The sequence below is a fragment of the Peptacetobacter sp. AB845 genome (assembly GCF_047528295.1).
GTDB lineage: Bacteria > Bacillota > Clostridia > Peptostreptococcales > Peptostreptococcaceae > Peptacetobacter.
In genome coordinates, this window is sequence record NZ_CP180001.1 from 2376991 (window position 1) to 2396111 (window position 19121).

18 protein-coding genes are annotated in these 19121 nt (G+C 30.0%); 4 read left to right on the forward strand and 14 right to left on the reverse strand.

Annotated features, from left to right (window positions below):
- Positions 1-5 precede the first annotated feature (5 nt).
- The 4 genes from ACK2WO_RS11210 to ACK2WO_RS11225 form a co-directional block, all read right to left on the reverse strand.
- Complete coding sequence (locus ACK2WO_RS11210; protein WP_414697904.1) at positions 6-1676, reverse strand: ABC1 kinase family protein; 1671 nt, start codon at positions 1674-1676, stop codon at positions 6-8.
- Positions 1677-1793: 117 nt separating this feature from the next.
- Positions 1794-2288, reverse strand: a complete 495-nt coding sequence (locus ACK2WO_RS11215) for a gamma carbonic anhydrase family protein (RefSeq protein ID WP_414697905.1) — start codon at positions 2286-2288, stop codon at positions 1794-1796.
- The gene (scfB, locus tag ACK2WO_RS11220) at positions 2288-3670 is read right to left on the reverse strand and encodes a thioether cross-link-forming SCIFF peptide maturase (RefSeq protein WP_178411598.1); all 1383 of its coding nucleotides are present in this window, start codon (positions 3668-3670) and stop codon (positions 2288-2290) included. Before scfB ends, ACK2WO_RS11215 begins: the two co-directional genes overlap by 1 nt.
- Before the next feature lie 121 nt (positions 3671-3791).
- Positions 3792-4142, reverse strand: coding sequence for a LytTR family transcriptional regulator DNA-binding domain-containing protein (locus ACK2WO_RS11225; protein ID WP_414697906.1), 351 nt, complete (start codon positions 4140-4142; stop codon positions 3792-3794).
- 369 nt (positions 4143-4511) lie between these two features.
- On the opposite strand from ACK2WO_RS11225, the gene ACK2WO_RS11230 reads away from it, so the two are divergent.
- Positions 4512-5162: a hypothetical protein gene (locus tag ACK2WO_RS11230; RefSeq protein ID WP_414697907.1), complete on the forward strand. Its 651-nt coding sequence runs from the start codon at positions 4512-4514 to the stop codon at positions 5160-5162.
- A gap of 222 nt (positions 5163-5384) precedes the next feature.
- Here the strand turns inward: ACK2WO_RS11230 and ACK2WO_RS11235 are convergent, their stop codons facing one another.
- From ACK2WO_RS11235 to ilvA, 4 genes are all read right to left on the reverse strand, one after another.
- Positions 5385-5612 carry a hypothetical protein gene (locus ACK2WO_RS11235; RefSeq protein ID WP_414697468.1) on the reverse strand — a complete coding sequence of 76 codons (228 nt, stop codon included), beginning with the start codon at positions 5610-5612 and terminating at the stop codon, positions 5385-5387.
- Positions 5613-5702: 90 nt separating this feature from the next.
- A complete protein-coding gene (locus ACK2WO_RS11240) occupies positions 5703-6977 on the reverse strand; it encodes a transposase (protein WP_414697469.1) in 1275 nt (424 codons plus the stop codon).
- A 95-nt stretch (positions 6978-7072) separates the two neighbouring features.
- Positions 7073-7453, reverse strand: a complete 381-nt coding sequence (locus ACK2WO_RS11245; RefSeq protein WP_178412330.1) for a Rid family detoxifying hydrolase — start codon at positions 7451-7453, stop codon at positions 7073-7075.
- 161 nt (positions 7454-7614) lie between these two features.
- Positions 7615-8832: a threonine ammonia-lyase gene (gene ilvA, locus ACK2WO_RS11250; RefSeq protein ID WP_414697908.1), complete on the reverse strand. Its 1218-nt coding sequence runs from the start codon at positions 8830-8832 to the stop codon at positions 7615-7617.
- A gap of 430 nt (positions 8833-9262) precedes the next feature.
- On the opposite strand from ilvA, the gene aspD reads away from it, so the two are divergent.
- Both aspD and ACK2WO_RS11260 read left to right on the forward strand, forming a co-directional pair.
- The gene (gene aspD / locus ACK2WO_RS11255) at positions 9263-10894 is read left to right on the forward strand and encodes an aspartate 4-decarboxylase (protein ID WP_414697909.1); all 1632 of its coding nucleotides are present in this window, start codon (positions 9263-9265) and stop codon (positions 10892-10894) included.
- Positions 10895-11025: 131 nt separating this feature from the next.
- Positions 11026-12021 carry an asparaginase domain-containing protein gene (locus ACK2WO_RS11260; RefSeq protein ID WP_178411379.1) on the forward strand — a complete coding sequence of 332 codons (996 nt, stop codon included), beginning with the start codon at positions 11026-11028 and terminating at the stop codon, positions 12019-12021.
- A 41-nt stretch (positions 12022-12062) separates the two neighbouring features.
- Here ACK2WO_RS11260 and ACK2WO_RS11265 read toward each other — a convergent pair whose 3' ends face one another.
- The 6 genes from ACK2WO_RS11265 to nadD form a co-directional block, all read right to left on the reverse strand.
- Positions 12063-12572 carry a threonine/serine exporter family protein gene (locus ACK2WO_RS11265; RefSeq protein ID WP_414697910.1) on the reverse strand — a complete coding sequence of 170 codons (510 nt, stop codon included), beginning with the start codon at positions 12570-12572 and terminating at the stop codon, positions 12063-12065.
- Position 12573: 1 nt separating this feature from the next.
- Positions 12574-13335 (reverse strand): threonine/serine exporter family protein, encoded by a 762-nt coding sequence (locus ACK2WO_RS11270; RefSeq protein WP_414697911.1) that lies wholly within the window; start codon positions 13333-13335, stop codon positions 12574-12576.
- A 240-nt stretch (positions 13336-13575) separates the two neighbouring features.
- Positions 13576-15999, reverse strand: coding sequence for a leucine--tRNA ligase (gene leuS, locus ACK2WO_RS11275; protein WP_414697912.1), 2424 nt, complete (start codon positions 15997-15999; stop codon positions 13576-13578).
- Positions 16000-16488: 489 nt separating this feature from the next.
- Positions 16489-16848 carry a ribosome silencing factor gene (gene rsfS / locus ACK2WO_RS11280; RefSeq protein ID WP_006440844.1) on the reverse strand — a complete coding sequence of 120 codons (360 nt, stop codon included), beginning with the start codon at positions 16846-16848 and terminating at the stop codon, positions 16489-16491.
- A gap of 108 nt (positions 16849-16956) precedes the next feature.
- On the reverse strand, positions 16957-17550 hold the full coding sequence (yqeK, locus tag ACK2WO_RS11285) for a bis(5'-nucleosyl)-tetraphosphatase (symmetrical) YqeK (RefSeq protein WP_178411562.1): 594 nt from the start codon (positions 17548-17550) through the stop codon (positions 16957-16959).
- A gap of 47 nt (positions 17551-17597) precedes the next feature.
- Entirely contained in the window at positions 17598-18287 is a 690-nt protein-coding gene (gene nadD / locus ACK2WO_RS11290; RefSeq protein ID WP_178411560.1) for a nicotinate-nucleotide adenylyltransferase, read from the reverse strand.
- Positions 18288-18474: 187 nt separating this feature from the next.
- On the opposite strand from nadD, the gene recX reads away from it, so the two are divergent.
- Complete coding sequence (gene recX / locus ACK2WO_RS11295; RefSeq protein ID WP_414697913.1) at positions 18475-19113, forward strand: recombination regulator RecX; 639 nt, start codon at positions 18475-18477, stop codon at positions 19111-19113.
- Positions 19114-19121 lie beyond the last annotated feature (8 nt).

Sequence of the window (19121 nt, forward strand, 5' to 3'; positions counted from 1 at the left end):
CAATCTTACCTCTTCTTTAATTTTACCTTTACAATTTCTATGACTAAAATAAGCCCTATTATAAATGATATGAAAAATCCAGCAATAGCCATATATTTTATTCCCATATTTTTTTCTATATTAGGAGATGCGATTATAAGTGATGAACCTACTATTATTGATGCAAGAACCAATGCCATTGTCATTTGAGTTGTAAGTTCTTTTATGCAATCCTCTATTCTAGTCATTTTTACCTCTTCTACAGATATTTTTACATTGTTTTTTTCTATTATTCTAAGAACATTTTTTATCTGTTTTGGAAGATTTTTTAAATCAAGAGCTATATCTTCAATATTTCCTCTTGCTTCCATAGCAATATTTTTAGGATTGATTCTGTTTTTATAGTAATTTTTTATAAATGCCTTACTAATTTCTCTCGCTGAAAACTCTGGATCAAGAGTTCTGGCAGTTCCCTCTAATGTAATTACTGTTTTAGCTAGTGTTATAAGTTGAGGTGGCATTGTTATTTTATACTTTCTAAAGAATCTAAAAATCTCATTTAGTACTGTTCCTATACTTATTCTATCAAGAGGTATATCGTAATAATAATGAATCATATATAGCATTTCACCCTTGAATCCCTCTACATCTGTTTCATCCCCTATTGCATCTATTTCAGTAAGAACCCTAACTATCTTATCTATATTTTTTTCTGATGCAGCTAGTGCAAACTTATTTAAGAAATTAAGTGTTCTATTATCAACCATTCCAATCATACCAAAGTCTATATATGCAATTTGAGATTCACTTAGAACAAATATATTTCCTGGATGCTGGTCAGCATGGAAAAATCCATAATCGAATACCTGTCTTAAAAATGCCTTAACTCCTATATGAGCTATCTTTTTAGTATCCCATCCTTTTTCTCTAATCAAATCTATATCACTTAGTTTTATTCCCTCTATTCTTTCCATTACAAGGATTCTTTTAGTAGTATATTCCATATGCATCTCTGGAATGTATACCTCGTCACTATTCTTGAAAATACCTTTCATTTTCACTGCATTTACAGCTTCAAAATTATAATCTAATTCTCTTAATAACTGGCTAGAAAGTTCTTCCAACATATCCTTCATATCGATATTGTAATCTTTTATAATATCCTGTATTGAGCCAGATACCCTTTTTAATATCTCTAAATCGGACTTTATAGTTTCTTCTATATCAGGACGTTGAACTTTTATTACAACTTTTTCTCCATCTTTTAATACTGCATTATATACTTGTCCAATTGATGCAGCCGCTACTGGTTCCTTATCAAACTCAGAAAAAATCTCATCTATACTTCTGCCTGTTTCCTCTTCTATTATAGCCATCGCTATATCTGTATCAAATGTTTCAACATCATCTCTAAGCTTTACCAATTCATCTATCATATCTTGGTCTAAAAGATCCCGTCTAGTACTAAGAATTTGCCCCATTTTTATATAAGTAGGTCCCAATTCTTGAAGTGCCAGTCTCAATCTCTGACCAGATGTCATATTTTTTATATCGTCCTTTGGCTCTGAAGATGATACGTCTATCTTACTTCCAGATCCTTCTTTATTTATTCTCTCTATAATAAAACTAAATCCGTATTTTACCATAACCTGGGCAATTTCTTTGTATCTTTTTATATGTCTATAACTTATTCTCATTATTTCACCGCCCATCTTTTATATATTTAATTTTATTTTATCATATATTGGCATTCTCTCGCACAGATAAATAAAAAAGAGATGGGAAAATTATCCCATCTCTAATATTTCTAAACTTTATTTATGTTCTTTTGCAGTTTTTACATATAATTCTGCACTTTTTTCTAAATTTTTCTTTTCTTCATCAGTTAATGGTCTTATAGCCTTTGCTGGAGAACCTATTATTAGCATACCGTCTTCAAACTTCTTATTTGATGTAACTAATGCTCCTGCTCCAACTAGACAATGCTCTCCTATTTCTGCACCATCTAAAACTATAGCTCCCATTCCTATAAGAGAGTTGTCTCCTATTTTAGCTCCATGTACAATTGCTCTGTGTCCAACTGTTACATTATTACCTATTATAGTTTTTTCTTCTCCATGTAGTACTGATCCGTCCTGTATATTAGTGTTTTCGCCGATAATTATTTCCTCATCGTCTCCTCTTATTACAGAGTTATACCAAACACTAGAATTTTTTCCTATTTTTACTTTCCCTATTATATCAGCAGATTCTGATACATATACAGATTCTTCTATCTGTGGTTCTATACCGCAAAATGGCTTTATCATTATTCGTTGTCCTGACCTTCCATCATTAATTTAGCCTGTATCATTATTGCACATTCAGTACGTTTTCTCTGCATTTCACAACCTAAATCGTATGGTTTATTTATATCTCCGTTGAAGTTTAATGCATTTGCATGACATCCTCCTGAACAGTAGAATTTATTCCAGCATTTTTTACATTCTTCTTTATTATATACATGAGCATTTCTGAACATTGTCTGAAGCTCTTCTGGGAACTCTATTTTTTCGTCCATTATATTACCCATTATGTATTCTTCCTGTCCAACGAACTGATGACATGGGTATATATCTCCATTTGGAGTTATTGATAGGTATTCATTACCTGCACCACATCCAGTTATTCTTTTTATTACACATGGTCCCTGAGTTAAATCTACCATAAAGTGGAAGAATTTGAATTTATCTCCAGCTAGCTGTCTATCAGCTAGTTCAGCTGCAAATCTTTCATATTCATCAAATATCTGTGGTAAGTCTTCTTTTCTTAATGCAAATGGATTTGATTCATCATCTACAACTGGTTCAACAGAAGTAAGTTCAAATCCTAAATCTCTAAAGTGAAGTATATCTTTTGAGAAATCTAAGTTTTCTCTAGTGAAAGTACCTCTTACATAGTAGTATTTATCTTTTGGTCTTTTTTCTACTAATTTCTGCATTTTAGGAACTATTACATCGTAGCTTCCTTTATCATTTATAGTCATTCTCATGTTGTCGTTTACTGATTTTCTTCCATCTAAACTAAGTACAACATTGTGCATATTTTCATTTACATAATCTATTATTTCATCATTTAATAATAGTCCATTAGTAGTTATAGTGAATCTCATATTTTTTCCATGTTCTTTTTCTATGCTTCTTCCATATTCTACTAACTGTTTTACAACTTCAAAGTTCATTAGTGGCTCTCCACCGAAGAAGTCTATATCAAGATTTCTTCTACTTCCTGAATTGGCAACTAAGAAATCTAACGCTCTTTTACCTACTTCAAAGCTCATTAATTCAGGTTTTCCACCGAAGTTACCCTGTTTAGCAAAGCAGTATTTACATTTTAAGTTACAATCGTGTGCAACATTTAAACAAAGTGCTTTTACTACTGGTTCTCTATGTACAAAAGCTGGGTGGAACTGATAGTTATCTTCTGTATAAAGAAGACCTTCTTCTTCTAAGTTAGCTATTTCATCCCAAGCTTCTTCTACCTGTTCTTTAGTGAATTCATCTTTTAATAATTCAACTGTTTCTTCTTTAGTATTTTCTTTGTAAAAATCTAATACTCTGTATGCAGCGTCATCAACAACATGAACAGATCCGCCGTTAACATCTAAAACTATATTGTATCCATTCATTGAATACTTATGTATCATACTCATATTTTATCCTCCATATATATTAATTTTTTTAATTTTTGACCTAAACTAACCCTCATTATATCATATATTTGCAATTTATTTCAATATAAGCAGCCATACATTGTATTTTATAGATTTTTATTTATTCTTTATTTAACACTTTTCCAACTTTTAAAATTTCTTTTTCAAAATCTGTATATCTTCTAGGACTTATACTAATAGCTTTTTCACCTATTACCCGTACTCTTTTTTTCCAATGCTCTACATGTATAACATTTATAATATAACTCCTGCTAACCCTGATAAATCCCTCATATTTATCCAAATCTTTTTCAAAGTCAGAAATTTTCACCTTTATATAATAATTTTTTCCATTGCCAATATTTAGCTTTAGCCTTCTTCTATCCGCTTCCATATATTTAATTTTATCAATAGAAATTATTTCTTTCTCTCCCTTTGAATTTTCTATTATTACATTATTATAACTTTCCATAATTACACCCCAGATAAACCTTTCCCATTTTTATATCCTTAGCCCTGTATTTTATGTGTTATTGATTTTTTATTCAATAAATAATTTTTTATTCATAAAATTTTTCATTGAAATATATTAATTTTTTCATACTTTAATATTAGCATATTTTTATATTTTGTAAATATTAAAAAGAATAAATTCATTTCAGTTACACTATTTATGTCCTATAAATTATTTTTTTCAAATTTTTATTTATTTTTTTGTTATTTATTGTAGCACATTTATTATTTTTATGTTATTATTAGTTTGTAAGGAGTAATAAGAGTAACACATTTAAATAATTACACACTTATACACATACTTAATAAAAAAAAGGAGATGGCGACTTTGAAAGGAAATATAGTACAGTACAATTTTTTAAGAATGGAAGATAAAGATTTTTACGCTTTTGATTATTCAATAGTTTTAGAAGATAAAGGTGATATGCTTACAATATTACCATTCAATAATAAATTTGCTAAAGATTCTATCTCTACTTTCTGCTTAGGAAAAATAGATGGATTCCTTGAAATAAGAAATGAAGGATTTATAGAAAATGCTGGACAGTATGTTCACTTTGAAAAAATGATGGATGTACCTAAAGCTGACGTTCATGTAGTATACAAACAGGATATAAATGGAGGTCTTTTAAAAGACGAAAATGGTGCATTCATACCTGTAACATTATCTGATGCTCAGAACGAAATGATAGCAGAAAAGCATGAGTTATATGAAGAAGGAGAAGCTAAAACTCCACTAAGTGTTATATTCAAAGCTGATAAAAGCTTCAAACTTGACTATAACAGCATAAGTTCAAAAGAACTTCTTGAACTTGGAAATACAAAATTTGATAGATATAGAGAATTTAACTTTGGAGATGAAAAAGTTCTTTTATTTTTCATCGACGGAAAACGTTATTCTATAATAATGAGAAAAGGACATACTCTATCTCGTGAAGAAAGAAACTCTGCTCTTGCAGTTCATTTCAATATAGCCTAGTTCAATTATTTATAATATAAATCAAAACCATACCTCTTATAAGTTAAAATAGCTGATATATCTTGTATCAGCTATTTTTCTGTATATTTATAACATCAAAAGAGTTTATTATTATTTATCACAAACTTTATAACTTAATAATTATAAAAATAATTTGTATAAAAAAATACTGCCACAGAACACCTTTAAAAGGTGTTCTTGTGACAGTACCTTTACTGACACCTAACGGTCGTCAGTTTTTTTGTATTCAAATTTAGCTCCACAATTAGGACAAATTAATTCTGGCATATTTTTTTCATTTAGCGAAGCTATCGCTCCTGATGAAAAGAATGCATCTTGTCTTAATTCTTCTACTATAAATTCTGGTACTCCTTTTTCAAATCCACAAGACTTACATTCATAATTATATAACTTTTGTCCTTTACTCATTTCTTCTAATTCTTTTAACATACTATTTCTCCTAATAATTTTAATTACACTAATTATACACTATTATTTATATTTGAGTATAGCAAAGCTAGCCTATTTATTAATAGACTTTTAAAATAATTCTATTTGTGTTGTTGTATTCAAAGAAATTTCTTTTTCTATAATTTCTTCGTAGATTATTCTTTTATAATTTGATTTATCTAGTGCATTATATATTAATCCATATTTATAATGCCATATTTCCCATAGAATCATGTCTTTTCCACAATTTTTACAAATATAAGGATTTACTCCAAATGATTCTATCAATCTATCTTTAAAATTTTTCTTTACTGTATTCTTCTTTTTTATCAGCTTAGATATATTTCTGTGTCTCATAAAGTTATATAACTTCAATATTTCTATGCTTAATTTATTTTTTATTCTTGAATATAGACCGTATCTTCTTGCAACTCTAAAACCCTTCGGGTGAATATGTTGGGTTATTTTACCTATAAATTCTAATACATTTACAGTTATTTCTCTTTTTTCCTTAGGTTTTTTGTTTTCATACCAGTAAGTTACATTTTTTCCATCGTAATTAATTATTCTATATTCAGCGATAGCTGGTCTAGCCAAATATCTACCTATATATTGAGTTGCCTGTTTTATATTAGTTAAACGTCTTTCTGCATTTACATAGAATTCTTTCTTATATAGCTTATTTATCAAATTTTTAGTTTTTCTATCGCTAAAATTGTTTTTTATTATATCTAGTACCAACTTTCGCCATACCTTTTTCATATATGTATATGGTATGAAATCTAATTTTTTGAACCACTTATTATTTCTATCTATTCCACCTTCGGTGTATAAGGCGTGTATATGAGGATTCCATTTTAAATCTCCACCAAAGGTGTGTACTACAGCAATTACCCCTAATTCATAATTTCCCTTTGTTTTATTTTTATGAAAACTATCTAATACCTCATATGTAGCATCTTGTAAATCTTTTAAAAGCTCTCGCTTTCTGTAGAAATAAACTCTCAACTCCTCCGGAATTGTGAAAACTGCATGTCTATGAGAAACATCAAGCATATTTTCTACCTGTTTTTCTGCCCATTCCATAGAATATTTTCTTCCACACTTTGTACAAAACTTACTTTTACAAGTGAACCCTTGGATATACTCTTCTCCACAGTCTATACATTTGTGTTTTATATATCCGTTCTCTATATTTCCACAATTTAAAGCCTTTATTACAGTATTTTCTATCTGATCTCTCATTTCTCTTCTAACTTTATTCCAATATTTTAGTTTGAATTCTTCAAAGTGATTTTTTAATATTTTCTTAATGATTTTTTCATCTTTTTGTTTCTTCAATACATTCATATTACTATTGTACATAAGTTTTCCACAATTTTAAATTATTATAATTTCCTTAGGAATAAAAAAAGATGCCCCTAAAAAGAGACATCTTATATATCTTTATAATTATTGAATTATAAAACTGCTATTAATTCTATTTCAACTTTAACATCTTTTGGTAATCTAGCTACTTCTACACAAGATCTAGCTGGTTTGTTTTCACCGAAGAATTCAGCGTAAACTTCGTTTAAGTCATTGAATTCGTTCATATCTTTTATGAAAACTGTAGTTTTTACAACGTTAGAGAAGTCTGCTCCAGCTTCAGCTAATACATTTTTTATGTTAGTTAAAGATCTAGTAGCCTGTTCTTTTATTCCACCTTCAACAACTGTCATTGTTTCTGGATCTAGTGGAACCTGTCCTGATAAGAATAATAAATTTCCTGCTTTTATAGCCTGAGAATATGGTCCTAAAGCTGCAGGAGCATTGTTAGTGTGTAATACTTCGTGTTTCATTGGAAACCCCTCCTAATATTATATTAATATAAGTTATGTGTTTTTATTAACACTATATTTATATTATACTCTTTTATTTATATCGATTCAAATATTATTTATACTTTTAATAAATTTATTTTATGTTTTAAACTATTTTTGAATATGTTTTAATTTTATAATTATATTTCTTTTACGCAGAATCCTGCTTCAACTAATGCTGATTTAACTCTCTTAATATGGTCGAAGTCTAATGTTTCTAATATAAATTCTGCAGTCTGGTCAGTTAAACTTTCTCCTGATGCTAAGCTTCCCTGGTTAGCAGATAATATATTTGCACCAGCTTCACTTATTATGCTAGTAACTCTTGAGAAGTTACCTGGTTTATCACTCATATTAACTTTTAAGCTAACTCTTCTTCCTTCTTTAGCTAATGCAACACCTATTATTCTGTATAGTGTATTTACGTCTACGTTACCACCAGATACTACACATACTACATTTTCTCCAGCTTCTGGTTTATATTTTCCACTTAATAAAGCTGCTGTTGAAACTGCACCAGCACCTTCAGATACTATTTTCTGGCTTTCCATCATAAATAATATAGCCTGTGCTATTTCATCTTCTTCAACTACAACAACATCATCAACTAATTCTTTTATTATATCAAATGTTAAATCTCCAGGAGTCTTAACTGCTATACCATCAGCTATTGTTGGTGCATTAAATGCAGATGTAACTTCTCCATTCTGGAATGATTCTTTCATTGAAGGTATATTAGCTGTCTGAACACCTATTACTTTACAATTAGGGTTTAATGCTTTTGCAACTACTGCTACACCAGCAACTATTCCACCACCACCTATTGGGCATAATACTGTATCTACTTTGTTATCTAACTGTTCAAAGAATTCTAATGCTAAAGTACCCTGACCAGCTATTACATATTTATCATTGAATGGATGTAGGAAAGTAGCTCCTGTTTCTTTCTGTACTTCTACTGCTTTAGCGTATGCATCATCGTAAACTGTACCATTTAATACAACTTCTGCTCCGTAACCTTTAGTAGCACTAACTTTTGCTAATGGTGCAGTAGCTGGCATTGCTATAGTAGCTTTTATTCCTGTTAATTTTGCTCCAAGTGCAACACCCTGTGCATGATTTCCTGCAGATGCTGCTATAACTCCTCTTGCTTTTTCTTCTTCAGTAAGATTTGCTATTTTATTACATGCACCTCTAACTTTGAAAGATCCAGTTTTCTGTAGGTTTTCACATTTGTAATAAACATGAGCACCAGTTTTTTCGCTTAATTTTGTACTTTCTAAAACGTCAGTCTTTTTAACTATATCTTTTATAGTCTCTCTCGCCTGTTTTACATCTTCTAAAGTAACCTGTAACATTTACATCAACTCCTGTTAAATTATATTTTTATTATTTCATTTTTTATTCTATAACCTTTTCCCTAAAAATGCAACAAGTTTTGCATTATTTTAAATCTATAGGGAAAACGCATTTTAACATTAAAAAAAAGCTTTTTATCGTTCACTTTTACTATTTATTTTTATTTTTTAAGTTTTTAATTCTTTACATATTTAAAAATATCTTATTTCACTATTTTCACTTTATTTTTTCTCTTTACTTTTTTAAAAAATACATTATAATTAAAGTGTAAATAAATTAAATCATTTGAATAAGTCAGGTGATTTTTACAATAGATAAGATTATTTTTTATTTTATCTATTTTTTATGATGATTATTAATATAGTTATATTTTAAGGTTATATTTTTCAAAATTATATTTTAAAGATTATTAAAAGGAGATTAGTTAAAGTGATTAATTATTCAAAAGAAGAAATTAAAAAAATGTACAACCGATTAAGCCCGTTTGAATTTAAAAACGAGCTTATCGAAATAGCAAAAGATACATCTAATGCTAAAAATATACCTTTATTAGATGCAGGTAGAGGTAATCCTAACTGGACTTGTTCTTCTGCAAGAGAAGCATTCTTTACGTTCGGACACTTTGCAGTAACAGAAACAAGACTTAATTGGGATTTAGGAAATCTTTCAGGTATGCCACAGAAAGATGGTATCGCAAAAAGATTATTCAATTATATAGAAGAAAATAAAGATATGCCTGGTGCTTTCTTATTAAAAAATATAATAAATTACGGTATAACAGAAATGGGATTCAATCCAGATGAATTTGTTCATGAGTTAGCTGACGGTATAATAGGAGATAACTATCCTCTACCAGATAGAATGTTACCTCATATAGAAAAAATTGTTCACGATTATTTAGTACAGGAAATGAAATACAATATAGATGATGAGTACGGAGATATACAGGTATTTGCAGTTGAAGGTGCTACTGCAGCTATGTGCTATATATTTGATTCTCTTATGGCAAATGAGCTTTTAAAAAGAGGAGATAAAATAGCAATGATGACTCCTATATTTACTCCTTATCTTGAAATACCAAATCTTCCAAGATACAACTTCGATATAGTAAATATAAACGCTGATGTTGTAGACGAAAGAGGCGTTCATACTTGGCAGTTCTCAAGAAAAGAACTTGAAAAGTTAAAAGATAAATCTATAAAAGCTCTTTTCGTTGTAAATCCTAACAATCCAGCATCTATAGGAATGAATGAAGAAACTTGTAATGAATTAATAGATGTAGTAAAAACATATAATGAAGATTTAATGATTATATCTGATGATGTTTACGGTACTTTTGTAAACAACTTCTCTTCATTAATGTCTAAACTTCCTTACAACACTTTAGGAGTTTATTCTTACTCTAAATACTTCGGTGTTACAGGTTGGAGACTTGGAACTTTCGCAGTTCACGAAAAAAATGTTTTTGATAAAAAGATAAAAGAATTAAAAGGTGAATCTAAAAAGGTAGTAGATAAAAGATATAGTGATATGAGTCTTAATCCTTCATCTCTTACATTTATGGAAAGAGTTGTCGCTGACAGTCGACGGGTTGCATTAAATCATACTGCTGGACTTTCTACTCCTCAGCAGGTTCAGATGGCATTCTTCTCTGCTTTTGCACTAATAGATAAAGTCGATGCTTACAAAAAATTAAACATGAGTATATGTAGAAGAAGACAAAGACTTCTATTTGAATCTTTAGGAATAGATTATGTAAATCTTGAAAATAGTGCAGCATACTACTTCCAGTTTGATATAGATGAATGGGGTAGATTAAACCATGGACAGGATTTTGTAGAATTTATGCACAATAACTTCGATGCATCTGATATATTATATAAACTTGCAAAAGACTATTCTATAGTTCTTCTTGGTGGTAACGGATTTGCCGCACCAAAATGGTCTATAAGAGTTTCTCTTGCTAACTTAGATGATAGAGCCTATATAACTATTGGTGCATCTATTAAAAACATACTTAACGAATACGTAGAATTATGGAACTCACAAAAAAATAACTAGTACTATTTTATAGTATATAAACATCTTATTTTACTCAAAATATTAAATAAAAGATGTAATTATTTTATTTTTTTGTTATAATTTTTATTGGAATATTAATTATTTTTTATTAGAAAGGTGTATAGATTATTATGACTACTAAGAAGAAAGTTGCAATTGTATTTACTGGTGGAACAATTTCTATGACAGTAGATGACCAGGTGGGAGCAGCAATACCTACTCTTTCAGGAGAACAGATACTTTCTATGGTTACTAATATAGACAAAGTTGCCGATATAGAAGTTCTTAACTTTGCTGAAATACCAGGACCTCACATGACTCCTTATAGAATGATGGAGCTTAAAAAATATACTGAAGATCTTTTAGCTAGAGAAGATATAACTGGAGTTATCATAACTCACGGTACTGACTCACTAGAAGAAACAGCTTATTTCCTTGATTTAACTATAGACAACCCAAAACCAGTTATAGTTACTGGTGCTATGAGAAGTAGCTCAGAACTTGGTTATGATGGTTCAAGTAACTTATCAGCTGCTGTTTGTACAGCTGTATCAAAGGATGCTATAGGAAAAGGTGTTTTAGTTGTTTTAAACAATGAAGTTTTACTAGCTTCAGAAGCTACTAAAACTAATACTTTAGCTTTAAATACATTCCAGTCTTTAGTTGGTGGACCTCTTGGTTACATAGACTGCAATGAATTAGTTTTACTTAGAGATATAGTAAACAGAAGAGTTATAAAAACTGACAAACTAGAATCTAAAGTTGCTCTATTTAAAGCTTGTGCTGGAGAAAACAGTGATTTTATAAAAGCCGCTGTTGATTTAGGATACAAAGGTATAGTAATAGAAGCAATGGGTAGAGGAAACATACCTCCAGAAATGTTACCTGGTGTTGAATACGCTAGAGAAAAGAACTTACCTGTTGTAATAGTTTCAAGATGTCATTCAGGTAGAGTGTTTGATAGCTACGGATACCATGGTTCAGGTAGAGACCTTAGAAACTTAGGTTGTATATTTGGTGGAGATCTTCCAGGACAGAAAGCTAGAATAAAATTAATGCTTGCTCTTGGACAGACTGACGATATGGATACTATAACTGACTACTTCGAAAGAGGTATATACGCTTAATTTTAAAATACATAATATAAAATAAAAGAGGACCTCTATTTTTAGAAGTCCTCTATTTTTATATCATCATCTTGATTTTCTTTTTTATTTACTTTTTTAAATGAATTTATTATTTTTCCAAGTATATCATTTGTTTTTCTTCTTCTAAATAAAGTAGTTATAAATACCAAACCTAGTGATATAGCCCCTGCTATCATAAGAGTTGATATACCATTTCTTACACCTGCAGTATAATCATTTGTAAGAAATGCATAGAACGTATTATACACACCATATCCCGGAACTAGTATTATCATCGCACATACACTCATTATTGTTGACGGCGCATTGTACAATCTAGCACAAACTTCAACATATATCCCAAAACATATAGTTGCAAAGAAGAAAGAAAGATTATTTTCCATTCCTGCCATTAAAAGCAACTTATAAGATAGCCAAGCTATCCCACCTCCAATTGCGGATATTCTTAAATATTTTCCTTTTATATTAAAAATAACCCCAAAGCTATAAGCTGCTACCATACATAAAAAAACTTCTAGTGCCAATCTCATTTTACGCACCTCCATATTTTATATATAAGTTTAGAACGAAACACATTCCTATTGCAACTGCTACACCAATTAAAAGAACTTCCTCTATCTTCATAGCACCTGATAAAAGCTCTCCATCTAGTATATCTCTTATAGCATTTGTAAGAGGCAATCCAGGAACAAGAAGCATTATCGATCCCATAATTACCTTATCTATAGTATATATAAATTTGAATTTAACTAATAATATTGCAATTGTAGGTATTATAGCTGCACCAATCATATTTATGAAAAAATCGTTAAGCGATATTTTTCCAAATAATCCGGTAACATATTTTACTGTACACCCTATAAAAAAGCTAGCAAACATATCCGCTACTCCACCGCCAAATAAAACAGTAAGGACCGCAGTCCCTACCCCAGCAAAAAAGATCTTTCTATTATCCGAATAGTAATTTCCCTTTGTTATTTCTGCAAGTATTTTTTCGCATATCGCTATATCAAAATTATACTGCGATATAGTTCTAGAAAGTGCATTTATTTCAAACACTTTATTTAAGTCTGTACTTCTTTTCATTATTCTCTTTACAACCGACCTAATTTCTCCATTTACAGTTGCAGATACTATTACAGCTGTTGGTGTTGCAAATACACCAGTTTTTTCTATGCCAAAAGAAGAACATATTCTAGTAACAGTTTCTTCTACTCTGTACGTTTCTCCACCACTTTGTAGTAAAAGTACTCCTGCATCTGAAGCAAATTCAAGTACTCTGTTTACGTCCATTCAAAATCTCCTTTCTTCAAAAATATTTTTATTTTAACTTTACGGTTTTATTTTATAAATGTATTATTTTAATTCTACTTTGTCTATTGTATACCTAGATTGATAATATTTCAACATTGTTTATTTATTTTTATTTACAAAATTAAAAGGAGAATATCACAAATGTGATATTCTCCCATTTTTAATAGTTAATTTTTTGTAAAAATTATATATACATATTACTTTCAATATAAATTTTTACTATTTTACAACTATGTTTATTAATTTTTTAGGAACAGCTATAACTTTAACTATAGTTTTTCCTTCAACTAATTCTTTTATTTTTTCATCTTCTAAAGCAGCAGCCTGCATATCATCTCTTGATATTTCTGTAGGAACATTCATTCTTCCTCTTACTTTACCATTTATCTGAACAACTACTTCAACTTCATCTTTTACTAAAGCTTTTTCGTCGTATTCAGGCCAGCTTATATCAAATACGCTTCCTTCTTTACCTATCATCTGCCATAATTCTTCACCTAAGTGTGGAGTGAATGGAGCTATTATTGTAACTATAGCTTCTATACCTTCTTTTATAACAGCTGAGTTTCTTCCATCTAATTCTTTATATTTGTACATTTCATTTATTAATTCCATTAAAGATGCTATAGATGTATTGAATCCGAATTTTTCATCTAAATCAGCTGTAACTTTTTTGATTACACTGTTTATAGTGAATCTCATATCTTTATCAGCTGAAGTTAATTTACCGAATTCACTATCACAGTTTTTAACTTCTTCTGCTAATTCATCAACTAATCTATATACTCTGTTTAGGAATTTGAAACATCCTTCAACACCCTGGTCTGACCAATCAAGGTCTCTTTCTGGTGGAGCTGCAAATAGTATGAATAATCTAGCTGTATCAGCACCGTATTCATCTATTATTTTTAAAGGAGATACTGTGTTTCCTTTAGATTTACTCATTTTTGATCCTTCTTTAAGAACCATACCCTGAGTTAATAGGTTTTTGAATGGTTCATCAGCTTCTACCATTCCCATGCTGTGGAATGCTTTCATTAACCATCTAGCGTAAAGAAGATGCATTATAGCATGTTCTACACCACCTATATACTGATCTACTGGAACCCATTTATCAGCTATATCTTTTCTGAATGGTTCTTCAGTATTTTTGTTGTCAGTATATCTTAAGAAATACCAAGAAGAATCTATGAATGTATCCATAGTATCTACTTCTCTTCTAGCTGGTTTTCCACATTTTGGACAAACTGTTTCAGTGAATGTTGGAGAAGTTGTTAATGGAGATTCTCCTTTTCCTGTAAATTCAACATCTGTTGGAAGTAATACAGGTAGATTTTCTTTCTTTTCAGGTACTATACCACAGTCATCACAATATACTACTGGTATAGGGCATCCCCAATATCTCTGTCTTGAAACTAACCAGTCTCTTAATCTGTAGTTTACAGTTCTCTTACCTTTTCCTTCTGCTTCCATTTTGTCTACTATTTTTTCGAAAGCTTCTTTAGCAGGCATACCGTTAAATTCTTCAGAATTTATCATTATTCCGTCTTCATCTATTACCGGTACTATTGGAAGGTCGTATTTTTTAGCGAAATCTTCATCTCTTTCATCATGAGCTGGAACTGCCATAACAGCACCTGTCCCATAGTCAGCAAGTACATAGTTAGCTATCCATATTGGCACTTTTCTTCCGTTTACTGGATTTATTACATATTTACCTATGAACATACCTTCTTTTTCAAGTTCTGTAGATGTTCTTTCTATTTCTGTCATTTTATGCATTTTTAGAACGAATTCGTCTACTGGAGCTTCGTATTCAGTTCCTGCAACTAATTCTTTTACTAATGGACTTTCTGGTGCTAATACCATGAATGATACACCGTAAGCTGTATCAGGTCTAGTTGTATAAACTGTTATAGTATCTTCAGTTCCATCTATTGTAAATGTTAAGTTAGCTCCTGTACTCTTACCAATCCAGTTTCTCTGCATTGTTTTAACTTTTTCTGGCCAACCATCTAATTTATCTAAGTCGTTTAATAATTCTTCTGCAAAAGCAGTAGTTTTGAAATACCACTGTTCTAGGTCTTTCTTTATAACTGTTGTTCCACATCTTTCACATTCTCCCTGAACAACCTGTTCATTTGCAAGAACTGTTTCACAAGATGGACACCAGTTAACGTAAGATTTTTTCTTATATGCTAATCCCTGTTCTAATAATTTAAGGAATATTTCCTGAGTAAATCTGTAGTATTCTGGAGTAGATGTAGCTACTTCTCTATCCCAGTCATAGCTTAATCCTAGTAGGTTTAACTGTTCTCTCATTTCAGCTATGTTTTCCATAGTCCATTTGTGTGGATGTATACCATGTTTTATAGCTGCATTTTCTGCTGGTAAACCAAATGAATCCCATCCCATTGGATGAAGTACATTGTAACCTTTCATTTTTTTGAATCTAGCTATAACATCACCTATAGAATAGTTTCTAACATGTCCCATGTGAAGTTTTCCTGATGGATAAGGGAACATTTCTAGTGTGTAGTAGTTAGGTTTTTCTGTCTGTTCAGTATCCATTTTGTACTGATTGTTTTCTTTCCAAGTTTTCTGCCATTTTGTTTCTATGGCTTTGAAATCATACACGCTCATTTTTTCTCCTCCTGTTTTTATTTTTAATAGTTCAAAGATAGCTGATATAATCAAATTTACAAAGCTGTTATTCAATTATTTCAAGGCAATCAATTATAATAATTATTATTTCTGTATAATAAAAAAATCCTCAATCCCTAAACAGTTATGTTTAGGGACGAGGATATTATATACTCGCGGTACCACCCTAATTAGCCCAAATAAATCAGACTCTCTTAGTTAAGTCTTTAAACCAACAACGGTTGACAGCTATATCCTGACAAGTTCAAAAATTTGTTATACTGGTTTACAGCTACCACCAGCTCTCTGAAATAACTCCAATCCTACTACTTCAGACTGTCTATAATATTTCTGTTTTATCATACATAATTTCAATTAATAAAAATATTCTAACACCTAGATATATAGCTTGTCAATATTTACAAAGTTTTTATCTTATTAAAAATAAAAAAGGAGATGTTTTTGTATTTAACATCTCCAAATAATTTCTTATAATTCGTCAGGATCTACAACTGGTGCATCTTTCCATAATTTTTCTAGGTTGTAGAAATCTCTGTTTTCTTCATCGAATATATGAACCATTATATCGCCGTAGTCAAGAAGTACCCACTGCTGAGAATCTATACCTTCTTTACCTCTTGGTTCTAATCCATTTTTAGTCATATCTTCTTCAACTTTATCAGCTATAGCTTTTACCTGTCTTGAAGATGAAGCTGTAGTTATTATAAAGTAATCAGCTAAGCTTGTTATTTTTCCTATATTTAAAATCAGTATGTCTCTTCCTAATTTGTCTTCTATAGCATGGTTTATAACCTTTACCATCTGTTCTACTGTTAAATCTGCTGCCATTTATATTTCCTCCTTAATTTTATAAAACTAAAAAATAGTTTTTACTTCTAAATATTAAAACTATTATATCACATAAAACTATAAATAATATCCCATTTTTGAATTTATTTATAAACTTTTAATAGCTTTCTTCTTTTTTCTCTCTTTTATCATAAAGTTTCTAGCTGCTACAGATCTAGGATGTATTGTATTTCCTTTTTTTATCATAAGAGCTATTGTGTTATCAAATGATTGTATCATAGCTGCATCCATATCCCCACCGTATGCTAATTTTCTTAACTCATCAACACCAGGGTAATCTCTTCCGTCTTCTATTAAATCTGCAACATATATTATTTTTTCCATTAGACTCATATCAACTTTACCAGTTGTATGATATCTAACAGAATTCACTATATCCTCATCATCTATTCCAAAGTCGTATTTTACAACATAAGAACCTATTATACTATGAGAAAGCGAAATATTCCCAACTTCCAGTTCATCTAACTCTATGTCATATTTTTTTACATAATAATCAACTTTGTCAGTTTTAAAATATTTTGCACAGTCATGTACTACACCAGCTAAATAAGCTTTTTCCTCATCTTCCCCGTATAATTTAGCTAATTTCTTAGCACTTTCTGCCACATTTAATGAATGTACATATCTTTTTTCTGTCAATAATTCTTTTAGTTTTTCTTTGATTTGATCTAAATTCATCAATTTTTTTGTCCACCCCAACGGTAAACTCTACCTCCCAAATTATTTTATTCTTCTATCTGCTTATATAAATCCTTTTTTTGCATATATTTTTCTACAGACTCTGGCATTAAATATCTAACTGTTTTTCCTGCCTCTATCTGCTCTCTTATATATGTAGACGATATATCCAAAGATGGAACGTATACACTTATAATAGATGTATCATACTTTCTCTCAAGCTGTTCTATTTTTTCCTGAGCTTTTAAAAGACTTATACCTGGTCTTGTAGCCGCTATAAATGTAGCCATTTCAAAGTTTTTCTTAATTTCTCTCCAACTTTCAACTTCACATATAGCATCTGCACCTGTTATAAAGTAAAGCTCGGTATTTGGATACTTCTTCTTTAAATCTTTAAGCGTATCTACTGTATACGTCTGCGTATTTCTTTCTATTTCTATATCTAAAGCTATAAAATTATTATTTGTCTTAGTAGCAAGCAGAACCATATTGTATCTATCATACTTATCTGTCTTTATACCCAATTTATGTGGTGGATTACCTGTTGGAATAAAAAATATCCAATCTAAATCATACTTATCTCTTATAAATTCTGCTGTTGCTAGATGAGCGAAATGTATAGGGTCAAAAGTTCCTCCCAAAATACCTACCTTTTGTTTACCCTCTATACTTTCAAATTTATTCAACTTTTTATCATTCGTTTTTCTAGCACTATCTACTAGTTCTAAAATCCCCATTGAAACTAACTTCTCCTTTTCTTTTTACTATTATCTATTGTATCATAGATTTACGTTTTCTTGAATGAGTCTATAAAAATACAGTTCAAAACAAATTTTTAATTTTACACGTACTTTTATTTTATCGACCGTTGACTTTACTTTTCAAGTGAATTAAAATTAATCTATCTCATAGAGGAGGTTTTTTATGGCAATTATTACAAAAATTGAAGCTCAAAAGAGAAGTAAAGACAGAGTTAATATATATGTAGATGAAGAATATTTTATGGCAGTTTACGCTGAATTAGTTTATACCCACTCATTAAAAAAAGGTATGGAGATAGACAAAGAATCTCTTGAAAATCTTTTACATGATGAAATGTATATGAAAGCTAAAAACAAAGCTCTTACCATACTTTCAAAGTCAGACCAATCAGAAAAGAAACTTAAAGAAAAGTTATTAAATGATTTTGATGAAAATATTGTAGAAGATGTTATAGATTTCTTAAAGGGATACAAACTTATAAACGATAATCTTCTTGCAGAAAAGATTGTCCACGATAATATGAATCTGAGTAAATTTGGCAAGAATAAAATTAAACAAAATTTATATAATAAAGGAATAGCTGCTTCAGATATTCAAGACGCTCTATCTCAAATAGACCCTGATGATGAATATGAAAATGCTAAATATCTAGCTGAAAAGAGATTAAAAAGATTAAAGGGCGAAGATAAAAATAAAATCAATCAAAAAATTTATCAACATTTAGCGTATAAAGGCTTTAGTTATGATATTATTAAAAGAGTACTAAGAGAACTTTTGAATTTTGATGAATTCGATTGTTAAGGAGGAGT